Consider the following 19,526-nt stretch of genomic DNA (forward strand, 5'->3'; position numbering starts at 1 on the left):
TCTTATAGTTAATAGCTATATAAACGCCAGATATCCTGAAATCAAAGTATTTTTGTGTTATGTATTGTAGAATTCTATTTGCCACACGAAAGGATTCGTGCGGCAGCGGGGGAGGAGCTACTGGAAGTGAGACTGTCTCAGTAACAGGATTAGCTTCAACAACATTTGGCGGAAAAGAATTTAATGCAGGATTACGTGATGTTAAGTATAATAAGTCAGAAATAACACAATCAGGAACTAATGGTGCCTATGGTGAGATTATGATACCTGCTTCTAATATTTATTCTCTGCCAGGAATGAAGCATTTCCCAGGAGTTAACGTACAGGGAAATTGGATTAATGTTAAGTCTGATGGAAGTGGAGCAACTCCTCTTTCTCGGATGGGACTATATCCATTAAAATATAACCATAGTTATCCACCTTTCAGCCCTAAAACTAAATAAAGAATCATATGTTATATAAAAGAAAAGGAATATGTATACTGTTGTTTATTACATTTTTACTGAATGTTAAGTGTAAAGGGCAGGAGACAGAAGAGAAATTATGTAAGGAATCATTTTCAAATGCTGTAAAAAAAATAAATAGTTCGTATTTACCAGAAGAAAGTAGAGAGGGAAATCTATTAGAAGCTTTGAAATATTTAGAAATTTCAATTAAATGTTTGGATAGAAGGATTCAATCCGTTGATTTAAAAATTGAAATTTTATTAGGATTAGGAAAATATAAGGAAATATTTCTTTTTGTAAATAGTCTAGAAGAAAAGGATTTTAAAAGGACTTATACAAAAGAAATGTATTTAAACTTGGCTCAAGGTTTTTTATGCCATAACGATGTTAATTGTAGAGAGAAATACTTTTCAAAAAGTTTAGAAGCGATTGAAAAGTATCAAGAGCAAGAAAATGTTTTTAAAGAAGAGGTTTTCTATGATTTGTTTTTTATTAAATCTAAAGTGCTTTCTAAAGAAGAGTTTATGAAACAGGGAGGTATATATATGAAGAAATATCCACAGCATAAAGAGTTTTTCGAAATATTAGGCAATTCTTTTTTTGAAGATGTGCAGACAAGTTCTTCAATGTAAAAATAGTCCCCGCTCGCTCCAGCATCTTGCTAGTGCGCACAAATTGTTCCCCGCTACCGCGAGAAATGCAATGCGACGAAGTCAATCCCTTCGTGTGGTACGAATAAACAAAAAATCCCAACTTTTTACGGTTGGGATTTTTGTATTTATACCTATTTAGAATATGCTTTTCGGGTTTTGGCATCTCTGACTAATCCGTCTATAGTATAGAGTATATGTGCTTTATCTTCTTCAGGTAAATCTTCAATTTCATTGAGTCGATGTAGCATTTCGGGATTTTTGAGGATGTTAATTTGAGCGGTTTCTCCAAGTAAGTATCCTATGGTAGTACCTAATTCATCAACCAATCTTTTAACTACATCAATGGATGGTTTTCTTTTTTCAATTGGAAAAAAAGTTTATTTTTATAGAGAGGGAAATAGGTTCTTTGCAAATATGAAGTGACGCGCGAAGCAAAAATGGAGTAGAAGTGGTTCAACGTAGACCCGTTAGCGGAGCAAACCATGGATGGACACCCTACCATTATGTTCACAACAATCCAATCAATTTGATTGACCCGACGGGGATGAGTGCAGTTGATGGAGATTATTTTAATAAACAAGGGAATTATTTAGGAAGTGATGGTATAGATGATAATAAAATTTATATCTCTGAAGGAAATACATCGAATTATTTAAATGCAGATAAGAATGAAGTTCAAGGAGGGCTTAGTAGTCTTTCAGCAATAAGAACATCGTTAACGATGACAAATTCTCCTAGTAATCATAAATTTTCACCTGATACAAAAGGAGGTTTGCATGAAGTGAGATTTGATATACAATTAAATGGTAAAGGAACTAGATTTACAGAAGGGGGAGTAGCTAGTGTTAATAATGGTATCATGGAAGGGTCTATAACCCTGCTCGCGCACGAATCCAAAACCTCCTATTTATTGCGTTCGATCAATTGTTCTAATTTCTGCATCATCGCATCTTTTTCTTGAAGCATACGTTCGTAAAGCGCAATTTTTTGCTCGTGGATTTCAATGATTTTATCCACGGGATGAAAAGTAGGGTAGTTGCTTATAGCTGCTGAATTATCGTGAAAAATGTTGGAGATAATATTTATGGCCGATTCTTCATCAAAATTTTCAATAGCTTCTACGGGTATCTTCAGTATCTCAGACACCTGACGTAAAATACCAACTTCTATATCTTGTTTTTGTTCGAGTACCGATATTTTTTTCTGATTCCATTCTTCACCGAGTTCAAAGGCCAAAGCCTCTTGCTTGATACCGAGCATTTCACGGAAACGTTTTATATTTCGACCTTGATGTATTTTTGACTGTGACATAGTACGAGCTGTTATGCAATCAAATATAGTATTTTTAGTTTAAAAATACCAAGTAGGCTTGGGAATAAAATGCCATTTTAACAATCGATAGGTTATAATACGCCAAAACTTAGTAGGAAAAAGCTAGAGTGTTGGGAATTAAAGAAATATCCTTTTACCTTTGTATAGTGATAAAGATATTAGTAATAGAAGACGATACCCGCATGGCTGAATTGCTCAAGCGCGGTTTAGAGGAGCAGGCCTATGACGTTACCGTGGCCTATGATGGGTTTATGGGGCGCAAACTGGCTTTGCAGCATGCCTATGACTTGATTATAACCGATGTGATTCTACCACAGATCAACGGTATTGACTTGTGTAAAGAATTAAAGCAGCACTTGCCACAAACTCCGATCATCATGCTTACGGCATTGGGAACTACCGACGATAAGGTGGAGGGTTTCGATGCCGGAGCGGAAGACTATTTGGTCAAACCCTTTGAGTTGCGAGAATTGCACGTTCGCGTTCGCGCTTTACTGAAGCGTTTTGATACCAACCACAAACCCGTGTCCCACTTGTTGACCTATGCTGATTTGGAATTGGATCTCAACGCCAAACAATTGAAAAGGCAAGGAATTGAAATTCATCTGACACCCAAGGAGTTCAATCTGTTGCAATACATGATGGAACATGCCGAAAGAGTCTTAACGCGTACCGAAATTGCCGAGAAAGTTTGGGATACCCATTTTGATACCGGTACCAATTTTATAGATGTGTACATCAATTATTTGCGCAAAAAGGTAGACCGTGATTTTGATAAAAAACTAATCCATACCAAAGCCGGTATGGGCTTTATCTTGAAGGCCAATGAAGATTAAAATCCGTTTGACCATATTATTTACCGTATTGGCAGTGGCGATTTTGCTTGTCTTTGCTGCGGTGCTCTATTGGTCGTCGGAAAAGAGTCGCGAGAAAGAATTTTATCTGGTTTTACAAAAGGAAGCCATTACCAAGGCCAACCTTTTTTTAGGAGCACAAATCTCTCCCGAAACCCTACATCAAATTTACAGCAACAACAGACAAATACTACACGAAGTCGAAGTAGCGGTTTACGATACCTCATTTCACTTGCTGTATCACGATGCGGTTGAGATTGATATGGTTAAGGAAACGAAGGCTATGGTCGATGATATTTATGAAAAAGGATCTTTAAAATTTTATCAAGACCGTTGGCAGGTTATCGGTTTAAAATACCGTTTTAACGATCAGGACTATGTTGTCACCGCTACGGCTTTCGACGAATACGGCTATAAAAAACAAGAAAATCTATTAAAAAACATACTGTTGATGACTTTGGTATCGACGGTATTTATTTTTGCTGCGGGATATTTTCTGTCCAATCGCGCGCTAAAACCCGTTCAGGATATCATCGATGAGGTCAATAAAATTTCGGTGACCAATCTGGATTTACGCATCAAGCCACCGCGTTATAAAGACGAACTGTTTCGCTTGGGACAAACCTTTAATGCCATGCTCGACCGATTGGAAGATTCGTTCGACGCCCAAAAACAATTTGTTTCCAATATCTCTCATGAATTGAGAACGCCATTGGCAGCGATTATCGCCGAATTGGAATTGTCGCAACAGCGCGATCTCACGGTGGATGAATATGTCAGTACTATCAACAACGCCTTACTAGATGCCGAGCGTATTGTCAAATTGTCCAACAGCTTGTTGGACTTCGCCAAAGCGCATTACGACCGCTCCGAAATAGCCTTTAAAGAAATACGGGTTGATGAGGTTTTGCTAGACGCCTGTCAGCAATTACAACAATCTCAGGCGGACTATAAAATTCACTTGAATTTTCAAGAGGACTTGGAATTGGAACAATGGATATCGGCCTATGGCAATCCGTATTTACTTCAGGTCGCTTTTGTCAACTTATTGGAAAATGCCTGTAAATTTTCAGACGACCATCAATGTAGTGTGTTGATCGCGTCAGACGAATCGGATATGACGCTGACCTTTACCGACCGCGGTATCGGTATCGCTGCTGAAGAGTTGGAACATATATTTACGGCTTTTTACCGAGGCAGTACAGCCAATTCTTTTGCCGGAAACGGCATTGGACTTTCGCTGACCAAAAAAATCATTGAACTTCATCAGGGACAAATCAACGTGGTTTCTCAAAAAAATCACGGAACCACCTTTACCATAACCTTACCACATCTTTAATCTCTAATGAGATTCTAATTTTTTTCTAAGGGCTTTCTAACAGCTCCTTTTTTGTGTATCCTATACATTTGCAACATCAAAAAAAAAAACATGGAAGCAGATCCCAATAGGACGAAATTTAATTAGTAAATCAAAATCATGACGCAGTTGTGTTTTTGATGAAACACAAAAAAAGAGTTATGGTTATTACAGAATTTATTTTCCGATTAACATTGGCGTTTATATTGGGAACCTTGGTTGGAGCCGAACGCCAATTCAGACAAAAAAGTGCAGGACTTAGAACCAATACCTTGGTTGCTGTAGGTGCTGCGAGTTTTATACTGCTGTCCCTTTCCCTTACGGGTATAGAGGGCGATCCTTCTCGAGTAGCTGGACAAATTGTTACCGGTATCGGTTTTCTTGGAGCCGGGGTTATCATGAAATCCGGGATGAGCATCCGCGGACTCAACACCGCAGCAACCATTTGGTGTTCTGCTGCTGTGGGGTCATTATCCGGAGCCGGTTTATGGCAACAAGCTGTTTTTCTAACACTAATCATTGTATTTATTCACATCAGTATGCGTTCGTTGGGCAATCGCATCAATCGGATATCGTTTGCTAAGGTCGACAGTAATGAACCGCTATACCAATTGATTGTCGGTTGTAAAGAACAGGTTGAAAATCATGTTAGGGTATTGCTTCTCAGTGCTTTAAAAAGTGAGCCAAATCTACAACTTCGCTCGTTAAAGAGTAGTGATAATGGTAATCCGGCCTATTCCTTTCTAACCTCCGAAATTTTAGCCAATGGTAAAAACGACGAAATGATGGAGCAAATTGCACGTCGCTTGTCGCTGGAGTACGGTGTTTCCGAAGTGAGTTGGGAACTGATCAGTCATATAAATGAATAAAAACGGTTGTTATGAAAACGAACAAAACCACCCATACAACACCGTTTCCTTGGAAACAAGACTCAAGTCAAGTAAGTCATCTTTTTCAAATCATGCCGCTTTTAAAGAAAATGCCTGCACTAGCTGTTAGCGATGTATTGGCTGCGGTAGATAATGCCGTATTGCAGGAGTTGCTTCATGAATTTGAAATTGAATTTCAGCTGCGAATCTTTACCCTTTTTAGCCTTGAAAAGCAATTATCCTATTTTCAACACATCAGCAAAATACAATTTGCGCTTTTATTTGACAACATGAGTTCGGATCAGCGAATAAACTGGTTCCAGATGCTAACAGTACAGGAGCAAATCGATTTATGGCCACATATCATACCGAGAAAAGGGGAACAATTGATATTGTGGAGTTCTTATAAAAGGATAAAAAGAGGAAAGAAAACGGATACTCTTCAGAGGGTATCTTCAGAATTGTAATCGGACGAAATCCGTGTCATTAATAATAAATTCAAAACCATTATTTCACCAAAAACAGAGTTACCATGATTAAAAAAGTACTAGTTGGAGGATTATGTTTTTTGTTTGCCTTCTGCAAACAGAAACCAATTTTAGAAGAAGAAACACCCTTTGAAGTTTCCGATCAGGTTATAACACTTCGGGAGGGGTCCCATGTGAAAACAAGAATTAAAACGACTGTGGTTAGTCAAGAAGAATTTAGTTTTCATTTAGTTACGGCTGGAGTAGTCACCACTATTCCAAATAATTATGCCGAAATCGCTCCACCATTTGCTGGGAGAATTCAAAAATCGTTTGTTCGTGTTGGACAGAAGGTGCAAGTCGGTACCCCGCTTTTTGAAATTAGTTCACCGGATTATTTTGAAGCACAAAAAGATTACTTTGAAGCCAAGCAGGAGTTTAAACAGTCGGAACTCAATTTAAAGAGACAAAGAGACCTGTTAAGAAACGGGGTTGGTGTTCAGCAAGAAGTCGAAGAAGCTGAAACGGAATTTATAACTAAAAAAGCCACGATGACACAGGCAGGAGCGGCACTAAAAATTTTTAGTATTGATCCGGATCAGGTCGTTTTGGGTCAGCCGTTAATCGTCCGCGCACCTATTGCGGGTGAAGTGGTTAGTAATATGATTGTTCTGGGGCAATATATTAAAGAAGATGCCGAGCCTATTGCTATTATCGCCGCTTTGGAAAAAGTATGGATTGTTGCTAAGGTTAAGGAAAAGGATATCAAACATTTGTCCAAATTACATCAGGTTCACATTGAATTGTCGGCCTATCCTGACCAATCGATTGTAGGGACTATCTACCATATCAATGAAATTGTGGATGAAGAAACCCGAAGTGTTGAGGTGATGATTGAAGTGGAAAATCAAGATCGCAAGTTAAAGCCAGGTATGTATGTCAATGTCAACTTTATGGATAAACCCGAAGAGGTCATTTTTATTCCAACCAAGGCGTTGATGCAAGATGAGGACAGTTCGTTTGTTTATGTAAAAGTGGCGGAAGATAAATACCGTCGTCAAGATGTGGTCAGCGCGGGGAGTTCGGGAGAAAGAACCATAATTATAGAAGGCTTGACTACCGACGCTGAGGTCATTAGCGAAGGCGGAATATACCTATTACAAGCCAAATAAAAACGAAAAGCAAGCGATGAAAAATTTATTACAAACAATTATAGAAAAAAGAGGTTTGGTCATCTCCTTATTTCTTTTGTTGGGAATCTTCGGTTATTTTTCTTGGAAACAATTGTCGATTGAAGCTTATCCGGATATTGCCGATGTAACGTCACAAGTAGTGACTCAGGTGCCTGGACTAGCCGCAGAAGAGATGGAGCTGCAAATTACCATACCTATAGAACGAGCGTTAAACGGTATGCCCGGCATGCATGTTATGCGAAGTAACAGTACTTTCGGATTATCGATGATCACCATCGTTTTTAAAGATGGAGTGGACGATTACTTTGCCAGACAACGCATACAAGAACGACTCAATGATTTGGAGCTTCCCTATGATGCAGTTGCCGAATTGGACCCGTTGACCTCTCCCATTGGAGAAGTATATCGATACATCATCGAAGGAGACGGTTACAGCCTGCGCGAGTTAACCGATATTCAGAATTTTACCATTATTCCGAAGATCAATCAGGTTTCCGGAGTTGCCGAGGTAACTAATTTTGGAGGAATAACCACCCAATTTCAAATTGAACTGGATCCGCATAAATTAGAACAATATGGGCTTTCGCTAAGCGATGTTGTCGAAACCGTAGAAGATAATAATGTCAATGCGGGTGGAAGTGTTTTAACCCGAGGAGATTTAGGTTATGTTGTAAGGGGTATTGGACTGATTAAAAATTTGGAGGATCTCGGTCGAATTGTAGTCAAGGCGGAAGATGGAGTTCCTGTTTTTCTAAATGATTTGGGTAATCTCAAATACGGAAATTTGGAACGTAAGGGAGTCTTGGGATACACCGATCGCAAACGAAACTATTCCGATAGTATAGAGGGAATAGTGTTGCTGTTAAAAGGACAGAACCCATCAGAAGTACTTGAGGGAGTTCATCGGGCTGTAGCGGAACTCAATAACGGTATCTTGCCCGAAGGGGTGAATATCCATGTGTTCTTAGATCGCACCGATTTGGTCGACACTACTTTAAATACGGTATCCAGAACCTTGATTGAGGGAATCGCTTTGGTAATCATTGTCTTAATTGTCTTTTTAGGCAGTTGGCGTGGAGCGTTGCTAGTGGCAGTAACGATTCCTTTATCGCTTTTAATGGCTTTCATATTGATGCATTTCACCAATATTCCAGCGAATCTACTTTCTTTAGGAGCTATTGATTTCGGAATCATTGTAGATGGTGCGATAGTCATGATGGAAAGTATACTGAAAAAGCGGGAAGAGAAACCCGATGAGGTATTAAAAGAGAAATCCATAGCCGATCGAGCCAAGCAGGTAGCAAAACCGATATTCTTCGCTACTCTGATTATCATCACGGCCTATTTACCCCTATTTGCGTTTGAGCGTGTAGAGAAAAAATTATTTACACCGATGGCTTTTACCGTGGGTTATGCCTTATTAGGAGCTCTTGCAGTAGCTTTATTCCTGATACCGGGCTTGGCTTATATGGTTTATAAAAAACCTAAAAAAGTATATCACAACCGTTGGTTGGAAAAATTAACCGCACGTTATGCTAACCGTGTCCAAAAAATCGTAGCCAAACCCAAACAGGTTTTTTTACCCTTATTGATTATATTGATTGGAACTGTGGCCTTGACGATGAAGGTTGGGAAAGATTTTTTACCGCCCTTAGACGAAGGCTCCATTTGGTTGCAAGTACAGCTTCCTCCGGGAATCTCTATAGAGAAGTCCAAGGAAATGAGCGACACCCTGCGAGCGCGAACCATGAAATACGATGAGGTAACTTACATTATGGTTCAAGCTGGACGTAATGATGACGGAACCGATCCGTTTACACCATCACATTACGAATGCTCTGTCGGATTAAAACCGTATTCGGAATGGCCTAGTGGTAAAACTAAAAATGATTTAATCGAGGAGCTTTCAGCAGAATATGCCACTGTACCGGGTATGACTGTCGGTTTTGCTCAACCGATGATTGATGGGGTTATGGACAAAATTGCCGGTGCTCACAGTGAATTGGTAGTCAAAGTATATGGGGAGGATTTCCATGAAACCAGACGTATTGCTAATGATGTGATGAAAACGCTTAAGGGCGTTGAAGGTGCTGTGGATTTGGCGATCGATCAGGTGCCGCCTTTACCCCAACTCCAAATTCACGCCAACCGAGAGAAGATTGCACAATTTGGATTAAACGTTGCTGATGTAGCGGAATTGATCGAAGTAGCTATTGGAGGGAAAGCCATTTCTCAGGTCTTTATAGGAAATAAGGTTTATGAAATCAGTTGTCGTTATAGCGAAGAAAGCCGAGATACCCCAGAGAAGATTGCCAATCTGATGTTGACTTCAAGTACGGGTGCTAAGATTCCTTTGTCACAAGTGGCAGAAGTAATTACCAGTACAGGAGAAAGCACCATAACCAGAGAGATGAATCGACGTCATTTGACGGTAAAACTCAATGTGCGAAATCGCGATTTGGGCTCGCTACTGAAGGACGCTCAAAATCAAATAGAGCAAAAAGTACAATACGACCACGAGAAATTTAAAATCGAATGGGGTGGGCAATTTGAAAATCAAAATCGCGCTTATGACCGACTGATGATCATTGTACCGCTGACCTTGTGTCTGATGTTTGTACTGCTGTATGGGGCCTTTGGTAAATTTAGACAGGCGGGATTGTTGATGATTGTAGTGCCTTTAGCATTATTCGGAGGGATGTTGGCTTTGAATATTCGCGGAATGTCTTTAAACGTTTCCTCTGCTGTCGGATTTATTGCCTTGTTTGGAGTCGCTATTCAGAATGGAGTTATTATGATTTCTCATATCAACCAAAAGAGAAAGAAGCACACCAAGTTAAAAGATGCTGTTTTGTTGGGGGCTAAAGAACGTTTTAGACCGGTTTTAATGACGGCAACAGTAGCCGTTTTAGGATTATTCCCAGCTTCCTTAGCTACGGGTATCGGTTCGGATGTACAGCGGCCATTGGCAACAGTTATTGTTTATGGACTCTTGTTTGCAACCTTATTAACCCTGTTTGTTTTGCCGGCTCTGTATTACCTGGTTGAGAAGAAATGGGGTCATGAGAACGACTTTTTAAAAGCGGAAGATTTAGAAGAAAAATAGTTGTTGGAACCGCCTTTAGGCTATAAGGAGTTGAAAGCCCATTTTGTAGCATGAGGCGGTATCACAGCAACTTAAAAAAATACAAATAATAGCGACGTATGAAAAATAAATGGATTTCCCTGTTGGTAACTTGTTTTTTGCTGCTATGGGTTACACCGAAAGGCCTGGCTCAGGTGCAAAAGCCTCAGTTGGCAGCACAGAAAATTACATATCACGATTTCTTAAATCGAATAGGGACACAGAATTTAGGGTATTTAGCTGAGCGATACAATTTGGATATAGCCGATGCAGAAGTGGAAGCAGCTAAAATATTTCCAGACCCAGAGCTGAGTTTTGGATGGGTTGATAATGGAGAGCGAAGAATGGAAATGGGCTACGGTTTTGAAGCGGAATTAAGCTGGGATCTCGAACTTGGCGGAAAGAGAAAAGCGAGAAAAAATTTGGCAAATAGTCAAAAAGTCCTCGCTACGCTAGAATTACAGAATTTTTTTCACGAATTGAGAGCGGAGGCGACCATTGCTTTTTTAGAAACCTTACAGCACAAAATGCTGGTTGATGTCAAGCAGGATTCCTATGAATCGATGAAACAAATATCGAAATCCGATAGCATTCGCTTCTCGCTGGGTCAAATCAGTAAAGTCGATGCAGTACAAAGTCGATTGGAAACCAGAGCGATGAAAAACGAGGTAGCGGATGCAGAAAATGATTGGGAGAATAGTTTATTGGAACTCAAAAAAATGTTTGCTTCTCGCCAAACGGATTCACTGTATATACCCGAAGGAAATTTGGAGAAGTTTGATCGTCTTTTTAATTTGGAAGAATTAGTAAGTACGGCCAGGAATCAACGTACGGATTATCTGGTTGCCAAACAAAATCAAACGGTTTCTAGTAATGAAGTTAGATTGGCACAGGCAGAACGCGTAGTGGACTTGGGATTGAGTTTGGGAGTAGAAAACAACTCCTTTGTTCGAAATGCAGTAGCGCCAACTCCGGGACATACTGCTGTAAAAGCCGGTATATCTGTTCCACTGAAATTTTCCAACAAAAAAGATGCGGGACTGAAAACGGCCTTGTATGAGCAAAAGCAAGCCGAACTCGAATATCGTGATGTGGAACTCGAATTGGAAAAAGAAATCGCACAAGCCCTTCGGACCTATTGGACCAAGCAAAAGCAAATTCAGCAGTTTGAAAATAGCATGTTAGAAGAGGCCAAGGAGGTTTTAGATGGAATTACTTACAGTTACCAACGTGGTGCGAGTAGTCTTTTAGAGGTTTTAAATGCACAAAGAACCTATAATGAAACGCGAGAGGCTTATGTTGAAGCGCGATTTGACTATGCGGTGGCATTGGTAGAACTCGAAAAAGCAGTGGGTATTTGGGACATTGAATTTTAAAATATAAGGATGATGAAAAAAGAAATAGTAATCGGCTTTTTTTTATTGCTGACGCCTTTATTAGGTTTCGCACAAGATGGGAATCAAGCCAAGGGAAATACTTCATTCGGAATCAAAGCCGGATGGATCCAATCGGATTTATTTGGTAAACATTTAGATCAATGGGCCGTAGATGGTAAAACCGATAAACAAAATAGTTTTTTTGTCGGAATCAGCGTTTCCAATTTGGTGGGCAAACATTTCGCATTAAGGCATGAGCTCTTTTATCAGCAATATGGAGCCGGTTTTGATCGAGAGTTGGAAGAGGATGTTGTAATCGATGCCCAATTAAAAATGAAGGGATTAAGGATAAATCCCATTTCGCCAACTTTTAAATGGGGTGGATTGGAAATTTATGCGGGTCCTTATATCAACGTACTGCTCGAATCGTCAATCACGGCATTGGATGAAAACGGAAACAAATATAAGGATTACGAAATATTTGGCACAGGACCCGAAGACACGGAAGACTATAAATACTTACAGAAAATGGATTACGGTTTTGTAGCCGGGATTGATTACATTTTTAAAAAGCGATTTTCTATAGGAGCCTATTATTCTAGGGGGTTTGCACCGATATTTGACAATGCAAATTCCTATGGACTAGAAAGTACACCCGGGATAAAAACCCTAAAAATATACAATGAATCCTATGGTGTTTCTTTGGGGCTGCAATTCTAATAGCAGACGCAGTTTAAAACGCCAAATGAGATAAAAAACAGAAAAAGAAAGGAGCAATGAAAAAAGCCCCTATTACACGAGTAATAGGGGCTTTTTAATTGCTGTTTTTTCTAGCCGTATTTTAAAACTTTTCAATAATTTCAGACAACTTTTTTACGGTCGAAAAACGCGGATGAACAATCTCATGATCAATGCGTTCGTGTGCCCAGGTTGTGTGGAAAGGAACGTGTATAGCACTCGCGCCTATATTCAAAACGGGTAATACATCCGATTTTAAAGAATTTCCAATCATGATAAACTCTTCGGGTTTAACTTCCAAGCGCAATAATAATTTTTCGTAATCGATCTCCCGTTTGTCCGACATCACTTCGATATGGTGAAAATAACCACCTAAGCCGGAATGGTGGAGTTTTCGGTGTTGATCTTTTAAATCACCTTTGGTAGCAACAACCAATTTGTACTTTTGTTGTAGTTGCTGTAATATATCTTCAACATCGTCTAAAAGCTCTACGGGTTTGGTGAGCAGGTCTTTTCCGATTTGTATGATTTTTTCAATCACACGAATACTCGCTGTATTGTTAGATACGGCATAAGCCGTCTCTATCATCGATAAAACAAAACCTTTGATTCCGTATCCATATAACGGTAAATTGTCAATTTGAGTTTTAAACAAGGCTTGAGACAAACCCTGATGTGATAAATAGTCTTCTAATAAGATACAGAATTTTTTTTCCGCTTCGTTAAAAAAAGGTTCGTTGTTCCAAAGGGTATCGTCAGCATCAAAAGCGATAACTTTAATCTTGTTCATAGACTTTTTAATAGGTTACACACAAAGATATTCATTTTATGGCTTATTGATTTTCTTCAAGACGGCAAAAACAAATAAGGATATAACATTTAGCTAACAGCAAATAGTTTAAAATACTTTAATTTTGTCACTACCAAATGCTATTTTCAAATCGTACTTAACTGGGTTTAATTGGAGCGGTGTTTGGGAAGCACGACTATTATTGCTAATTTTATTGCCGATTAATCATAGGCTACGGCGCTCTATTTAGATGGGGTGATTTTACGGTAATTAACCTGATAATGATGTTGTTAAATCAAAAAATATAATACTAAGATATGAATTTAAAGTCCGGTTTTTTTGTAACGGTTTCACTATTTTTTTCCATCTCGCTTTTTGCACAAACTGCGCTGCCAAAACCTAAATTAGTAGTGGGTGTGGTCGTTGATCAAATGCGTTGGGATTATTTGTATCGATTTTATGATCGGTATGCGGATAATGGTTTTAAACGTCTTCTAGATGAGGGTTTTTCTTGTGAGAATACGTATATCAATTACGTTCCTACCTATACGGCTATTGGACACAGCTCGATTTACACAGGTAGTGTTCCGGCGATACATGGAATAGCTGGTAATGATTTTATAATACAAAACACGGGAGAAGAGCGTTATTGTACCCAAGATGATGGTGTTGTAGGAGTGGGAGTGACGGGAAAAGTAGGGATGCAATCACCTAAAAATCTATTGGCTTCTACGATTACCGATCAATTGAAATTGGCGACGAACTTTCAATCCAAAGTAATTGGTATTGCAATGAAAGATCGTGGGGGTATTTTACCTGCAGGTCATTTTGCCGATGCGGCGTACTGGTTTGACGGCGAATCGGGGAAGTGGATTACGAGTAGCTTTTATATGAAAGAATTACCGAAATGGGTTTTGGATTTCAATGCGGCAAAACCAACTGAAAAATACCTTAATCAAACTTGGAATACCCTATATCCTATAGAGACTTATACTTTAAGTACTGCAGATAATACGGTTTACGAAGGTAAATTTAAAGGAGAAGAAGCACCGGTTTTCCCTAGAGATTTAGAGAAACTCAAAAAAGATAACGGCCTGGATTTAATTAAGGGAACGCCATTTGGAAACACCTTGACTTTGGACTTGGCCAAAGCTGCTATAGAAAATGAAAGTTTAGGTAAAAATCCTGAAGGAGTAACCGATTTCTTAGCAGTGAGTTTGTCTTCAACGGATTATATCGGACATCAATTTGGTATTGATGCTATCGAAATTGAGGATACTTACTTGCGCTTGGACGCTGATTTAGCTGGTTTAATTACGTATTTGGACGAGCATGTGGGAAAGGATGAATACACTTTGTTCTTGTCTGCCGATCATGGCGCAGCACATAATCCGCGTTATTTTAAAGATAAAAAAGGAAATGCTGGATACTTTGATACTAAAAAACACAAGGCTGAAATCAATATGATGTTGGAATTGAAATTTGGTGAAAGGGAAATAGTCAATAGTTTGATGAATTACCAAGTGCATTTAAACAATGCATTGATTGCCAATGAAAAATTAGACGAATCGGATATCCGCGAGGCAGTGGTGGCTTATATGAAAAAAATTGAAGGGGTCGCGTTTGTGACTGATATGGACAAAACAGCAATGGCTTCTATTCCTGCGCGAATCAAAGAACGAATCATCAACGGTTATCACATCAAGAGAAGTGGCGTTATCCAGTATATCTTAGAACCACAATGGTTTAGTGGTAAAGAAAATGGCACGGGAACCACTCACGGAACTTGGGGGTCTTACGATGCACATATCCCTTTAGTTTTTATGGGTTGGGGAGTGAATAAAGGGAAAAGCAATCGAGAAACACATATGGTCGATATCGCTCCAACTTTAGCTGCAATTCTAAAAATTGAAGAGCCAAACGGAAATATTGGAATACCGATTGAAGAGGTTATTAAAAAATAAGCCACTCCGTCTTTTAGAATAAAAAAGCCCTTTTGATTTGATCAAAAGGGCTTTTTTTATAAATATTGTTTTGTAAACAACTGAAATATATGGCGTTATATTTTATGGCGAGGTGTTTTTTAGGAGTCGTTATGCCTATTTGGTATGTAATATGACGCTTAGAAACCCATACTGTATAATAGCAGGATTTTTGAATAAAACACCGACAAAATCTTTTAATTATGGGGCATTTTACCGCGCTTTGTTTGCCGATTTCTTTTTTTTGATGTCGATTTAGTAAAAATGATCGCAGCTAATATTTTTTTTTGCACAAAATATAGTTATAGCCTTAACTTTGTTGGCTGTAAAGAGAACCACATCAAATGAAAACAGATTTAATAAAACAGTTACCCTTAGTAGCGCTTGTTTTGTTTTTCCAAATCCCCTTAGGAAGTTATGCACAAGAGTTGCATTTGTCTATTTCCGAATTGTTTGCGCTGACTTCAAAGAACAGTGAGCGAATCAAATTAGCTCAATGGAGTGTTGAGCAGTCCAAAGAGAAGATCGGTCTGGCTAAATCCGCGCGATTACCGGAAATAGAAACGGATATTTCGTATTCGTATCTATCGGATATCACCATTTGGGATCCGCATTTCAACAACAGAGAAATTGCTGCAATGCCTCATAATGGAATGAAATTCGGTTTAGAGGCCAGTCAAATTATCTTTGCAGGGGGAAGAATTAATAAAAATATTGAAAGGGAGAGTCTAGCGAGTCAAGTGGCCTATCTTAATTTGGATAAAGACGAGGCTGATGTTAAATTATTATTGGTTGGGAAATATTTGGACTTGTATAAATTGATAAAACAAAGAGTGGTTTTTGAACAAAACATCAAATTGAGTTTGTTGCGTTTAAAAAACATTAAGAGTTTAAATGCAGAGGGAATGGTTACCCATAACGATATTACTCGAAGTCAATTGCAATTGTCAAGATTAGAGCTCAATCTAGAGGAAGTCGACAATTCGATTGAGATCATCAATCACGAGCTTTGTGTCACTTTGGGATTAGCTGAACACACACAAATCTCTCCAGAAGAAGTAGATGAGCGCTTAATTCAGTCCGAACGTACTTATGGTGATTGGATTGCAGAAGCGGTATCCAAGCTTCCAGAAAACAAAATTAGTGCACTTCAACTACAATTGGCTCAGAATGAGCTGGATTTGGTTAAGGCAGAACGATTACCCGTTTTAAATTTTTTCGCTGATAATCACCTACAACGACCATTGACCATAGTGGTACCGGCTCAAGATATCTTTTTAAATGAATATCAGATCGGATTTAAACTGAAATATGATATTTCCTCACTATATCATGTCAGGGAAAAAATCAGTTTGGCTAAACACGGTATTTCGTATTCAGAAACGGCTGCAAAACTACAGTTGCAAGAAATAGATCAACGGGTCCACCATGCTTACATCAAGTATAAGGAAGCTAATTCAAAAATGGATACCTATCGAAAAAATGTGGAGTTGGCTCAAGAAAACTATAATCAAATAGAAGTAAAATATTTTAATCAATTGGCCTTGCTTGTCGATATGATTGATGCGAGCAACGAAAAATTAAATGCGGAGTTACAGTTGCAAAACGGCCAGGCGGAGCGCATTTTTAATTTTTACAAACTCGAACGAACAACGGGTAATTTATAAACAGACGGACAGCAAATGGAGGCTAAAATAAAAAACAAAAAGCGAATCAAGATTATCGCAAACGGCTTAAGTATTTTAATTGTTGTAGTAGTGCTTATATGGGCGGTGGTATCTTTTTTTCAATTGGGAGAGAAGGGCTATACCAATGATGCTCAGGTGGAAGAATTTATCAATCCCGTCAGTAGTAGAATATCGGGTTATGTCAGTGAAATTCGTTACAGAGAACATCAAGCGGTGAAGAGAGGTGATACTTTGGTGATTTTGGACCGTCGGGAATTTACGATTCAGCGCGAACAGGCAGTGAGTAATTTGCTTGAGGCTCAGTCGGGTAGTGCTGTGGTTTCCGCGGGATTAAATACGGCACAAAACAATATTTTAGTTGCGAAATCCAATATAGCCGAACTCAAAGCGCGCTTGGATAATGCTGAAGACAATCTAAAGCGCTATGCGAACTTGTTAGAAAAAGATGCAGTGACCAAATATCAATACGATCAGGTAAAAACGGAGCAATTGGCCTTACAGGCCAAATACAACAGTTTGGTAGGTCAAGATAAAAGCAGTCAATTAACTTCGGCGGAGGCAGGACAGCGCGTCAGCGTCAGTGCCGCGACCCTAAAGCGTGCTCAAGCACAATTAGACATGGCGGAGTTAAACTTGTCTTATACCATTATTGTAGCGCCTTACGATGGTACTATGGGGCGTATGTTGTTGCAGGAGGGACAATTGATTCAGGCGTCACAAGCTATAGGAACCATTGTCAAAGGCGATGAAAAATGGATTACGGCCAATTATAAAGAAGGCGATGCGGCCAAACTGATTGTTGGAGACCGGGTCAACATTCGTGTTGATGCCTTGTCTGGATTGAAACTGTCGGGTACTATTACGGCTATTTCTGCTGCCACAGGAGCCAAGTACTCGAATATTCCCATCGACAATTCTGCGGGAAACTTTGTTAAGGTAGAGCAGCGAATACCGGTTAGAATCGATTTTGATAAGGACACTATAGTAGCGATAAAAAACCTGAGAGCAGGAATGAATGTCGAGGTAAACCTAATTCAATAAACATGTATAATACCGGTGTTTTTGAAGATTGGGTACCGCGTTGGTTGGTTGTCGTATTGGCTTTTGCGTTAAATATTCCGATTTGTATGGTTGTGGGAACCTATGCGGGTATTGCAACGGTCTTAACCAGCGAATCTGGGAATATTCAGGAGGTGTATACCTATGCATTTTACGCAACTTATATCGGTATGGCGGTAGTAGTGCCGTTGTTTTTTCAGCTCAAGAGGATGTTGAAAACCCGTACAATACTCTTGAGAACCTATTTAAGTGTAATCGTGTTATTGTATATCACAACGGTTGTCACAGCGCCCTATTTGATTGTTTTACTAAGCTTTCTAGCAGGAGCCATGCGGATGATAGCCGTACTTGAAATATTGGGCTTGCTAACACCTATTTTGGCGCCAAAGGGACAACCCTTTATCAAGTACAGTTTTTTATACCCAATTATAATCGCTTTTGGACAAATCGGAAATTATGTAGTGGGAGTATTGGCTTTTATGTATAATTGGAAATACGGATATTATGCGATACTGTTTCTACAGCTGATTCCGATTCTAATCGTCTTAATTTTTGTTCACAATAAACCCTATACTAGAAAAATCAAATTTCATATGTTTGATTGGTTTAGCCTGTTCCTAACCACGGCAATCTTAATGCTTGGAGCCTATGTCGCGACATTTGGAAAAATAAGAGATTGGTTAGACGCACCGGAGATTATTGTGGCAATCGGCTTACTGCCGCTATTGATTTACACGTTGCAAAATCGTTTAAGGAAATTAAAACACCCCTTTATTAAAATTGATTTGTTTTGGAACAAACATTTTAACTATGCACTGTGCTTTATGTTTTTGATTTGTATGTTTTACTCCAGTACCAGTTTGCAAACCGTGTTTTATAGCAATCTTTTACAATACAATATACAAACGCAGGCTGAACTGGGCATGGCTATGATACCCGGAATATTGATTGGGGCAGGAGTGAGTTTTTATTGGTTTAAAACCGGCAACAACTTTAAGGGGATTTATTTGATAGCGATTTGCGCTTATATGATATCCCATATTCAATTTTATTATTTGATGGATCCTTATATCGCAAAGGAACAATTGTTGGTTCCCATAGCATTTAGAGGAATGGGATTGGGTATTTCTTATATAGCTATTGCCACTTATGGAGCTCAAGGTTTTACCGTACGTGAGGGGTTGTCTTCTGTTTTTTGGTTGATTTTAGTGCGTTCTGTTATTGGTCCGGTGTTATTTGCGAGTATATACAGCAATTTGTTAAACTACAAATTGGTGGATTTTACGACTCGTTTGTCTTCAAAAGTCGATTTCACACAGCCACAAACCTACCATATATACTTACAAACCTTTAATAAGGCACTGAGCACCGGAGTAGATCGGGTACAAGCGCATCAATTGGGAATACAACAGCTTTATCTGTCGATTAAAACCGAAGCGACCATGTTGTCGTTGCAATATATTTTCGGAACGGTGATTTTAGCGGGATTTGTCTTAATTTTACTGACGCTCCTGATTAAAGTACCTCCAATCAATACCCGAAAAAAGGTTCGATGGAGACAGGCGCTAAGAGGAGATTTTATTCGAAACCATATTTAA

General features: G+C 39.0%; 18 protein-coding genes. 15 read left to right on the top strand and 3 right to left on the bottom strand.

Features of this window, described 5'->3' with window-relative positions:
- The first annotated feature begins 59 nt into the window (after positions 1-59).
- Both KO524_RS04020 and KO524_RS04025 read left to right on the top strand, forming a co-directional pair.
- Positions 60-443, top strand: coding sequence for a hypothetical protein (locus KO524_RS04020; protein WP_219290576.1), 384 nt, complete (start codon positions 60-62; stop codon positions 441-443).
- A gap of 8 nt (positions 444-451) precedes the next feature.
- Positions 452-1,078 (top strand): hypothetical protein, encoded by a 627-nt coding sequence (locus tag KO524_RS04025; protein WP_219290579.1) that lies wholly within the window; start codon positions 452-454, stop codon positions 1,076-1,078.
- Between the two features lie 152 nt (positions 1,079-1,230).
- Here KO524_RS04025 and KO524_RS04030 read toward each other — a convergent pair whose 3' ends face one another.
- Complete coding sequence (locus KO524_RS04030) at positions 1,231-1,425, bottom strand: hypothetical protein (protein WP_219290582.1); 195 nt, start codon at positions 1,423-1,425, stop codon at positions 1,231-1,233.
- A 122-nt stretch (positions 1,426-1,547) separates the two neighbouring features.
- Between KO524_RS04030 and KO524_RS04040 the strand changes: the two genes are divergently transcribed.
- Positions 1,548-2,060: a hypothetical protein gene (locus tag KO524_RS04040; protein ID WP_255555128.1), complete on the top strand. Its 513-nt coding sequence runs from the start codon at positions 1,548-1,550 to the stop codon at positions 2,058-2,060.
- On the opposite strand, the gene KO524_RS04045 is transcribed toward KO524_RS04040, so the two are convergent.
- A complete protein-coding gene (locus KO524_RS04045; protein ID WP_219290588.1) occupies positions 2,003-2,410 on the bottom strand; it encodes a helix-turn-helix domain-containing protein in 408 nt (135 codons plus the stop codon). The two genes, KO524_RS04040 and KO524_RS04045, sit on opposite strands and share 58 nt — an antisense overlap.
- 167 nt (positions 2,411-2,577) lie before the next feature.
- On the opposite strand from KO524_RS04045, the gene KO524_RS04050 reads away from it, so the two are divergent.
- From KO524_RS04050 to KO524_RS04085, 8 genes are all read left to right on the top strand, one after another.
- Positions 2,578-3,267, top strand: a complete 690-nt coding sequence (locus tag KO524_RS04050; protein ID WP_219290590.1) for a response regulator transcription factor — start codon at positions 2,578-2,580, stop codon at positions 3,265-3,267.
- Entirely contained in the window at positions 3,257-4,624 is a 1,368-nt protein-coding gene (locus KO524_RS04055) for an ATP-binding protein (RefSeq protein WP_219290608.1), read from the top strand. The genes KO524_RS04050 and KO524_RS04055 overlap by 11 nt, the downstream gene beginning before the upstream one ends.
- Before the next feature lie 179 nt (positions 4,625-4,803).
- Positions 4,804-5,511, top strand: coding sequence for an MgtC/SapB family protein (locus tag KO524_RS04060; RefSeq protein ID WP_219290611.1), 708 nt, complete (start codon positions 4,804-4,806; stop codon positions 5,509-5,511).
- Between the two features lie 11 nt (positions 5,512-5,522).
- On the top strand, positions 5,523-5,978 hold the full coding sequence (locus tag KO524_RS04065) for a hypothetical protein (RefSeq protein WP_219290613.1): 456 nt from the start codon (positions 5,523-5,525) through the stop codon (positions 5,976-5,978).
- 65 nt (positions 5,979-6,043) lie between these two features.
- Entirely contained in the window at positions 6,044-7,150 is a 1,107-nt protein-coding gene (locus KO524_RS04070) for an efflux RND transporter periplasmic adaptor subunit (protein ID WP_219290616.1), read from the top strand.
- Positions 7,151-7,166: 16 nt separating this feature from the next.
- On the top strand, positions 7,167-10,277 hold the full coding sequence (locus KO524_RS04075) for an efflux RND transporter permease subunit (RefSeq protein WP_219290619.1): 3,111 nt from the start codon (positions 7,167-7,169) through the stop codon (positions 10,275-10,277).
- A gap of 98 nt (positions 10,278-10,375) precedes the next feature.
- Positions 10,376-11,671, top strand: a complete 1,296-nt coding sequence (locus tag KO524_RS04080; protein ID WP_219290622.1) for a TolC family protein — start codon at positions 10,376-10,378, stop codon at positions 11,669-11,671.
- 9 nt (positions 11,672-11,680) lie between these two features.
- Positions 11,681-12,391: an outer membrane beta-barrel protein gene (locus tag KO524_RS04085; protein WP_255555130.1), complete on the top strand. Its 711-nt coding sequence runs from the start codon at positions 11,681-11,683 to the stop codon at positions 12,389-12,391.
- A gap of 121 nt (positions 12,392-12,512) precedes the next feature.
- On the opposite strand, the gene KO524_RS04090 is transcribed toward KO524_RS04085, so the two are convergent.
- Positions 12,513-13,199 (bottom strand): HAD family hydrolase, encoded by a 687-nt coding sequence (locus KO524_RS04090; RefSeq protein WP_219290625.1) that lies wholly within the window; start codon positions 13,197-13,199, stop codon positions 12,513-12,515.
- Positions 13,200-13,516: 317 nt separating this feature from the next.
- Between KO524_RS04090 and pafA the strand changes: the two genes are divergently transcribed.
- The 4 genes from pafA to KO524_RS04110 all read left to right on the top strand — a co-directional run bounded on the left by pafA (position 13,517) and on the right by KO524_RS04110 (position 19,526).
- The gene (gene pafA / locus KO524_RS04095; protein ID WP_219290628.1) at positions 13,517-15,163 is read left to right on the top strand and encodes an alkaline phosphatase PafA; all 1,647 of its coding nucleotides are present in this window, start codon (positions 13,517-13,519) and stop codon (positions 15,161-15,163) included.
- Between the two features lie 362 nt (positions 15,164-15,525).
- Entirely contained in the window at positions 15,526-16,848 is a 1,323-nt protein-coding gene (locus tag KO524_RS04100; RefSeq protein WP_219290646.1) for a TolC family protein, read from the top strand.
- A 15-nt stretch (positions 16,849-16,863) separates the two neighbouring features.
- On the top strand, positions 16,864-17,910 hold the full coding sequence (locus KO524_RS04105) for an HlyD family secretion protein (RefSeq protein ID WP_219290649.1): 1,047 nt from the start codon (positions 16,864-16,866) through the stop codon (positions 17,908-17,910).
- Between the two features lie 2 nt (positions 17,911-17,912).
- Entirely contained in the window at positions 17,913-19,526 is a 1,614-nt protein-coding gene (locus KO524_RS04110; protein WP_219290652.1) for a hypothetical protein, read from the top strand.

The organism is Flavobacterium sp. NKUCC04_CG (assembly GCF_019345525.1).
Lineage (GTDB): Bacteria > Bacteroidota > Bacteroidia > Flavobacteriales > Flavobacteriaceae > Flavobacterium.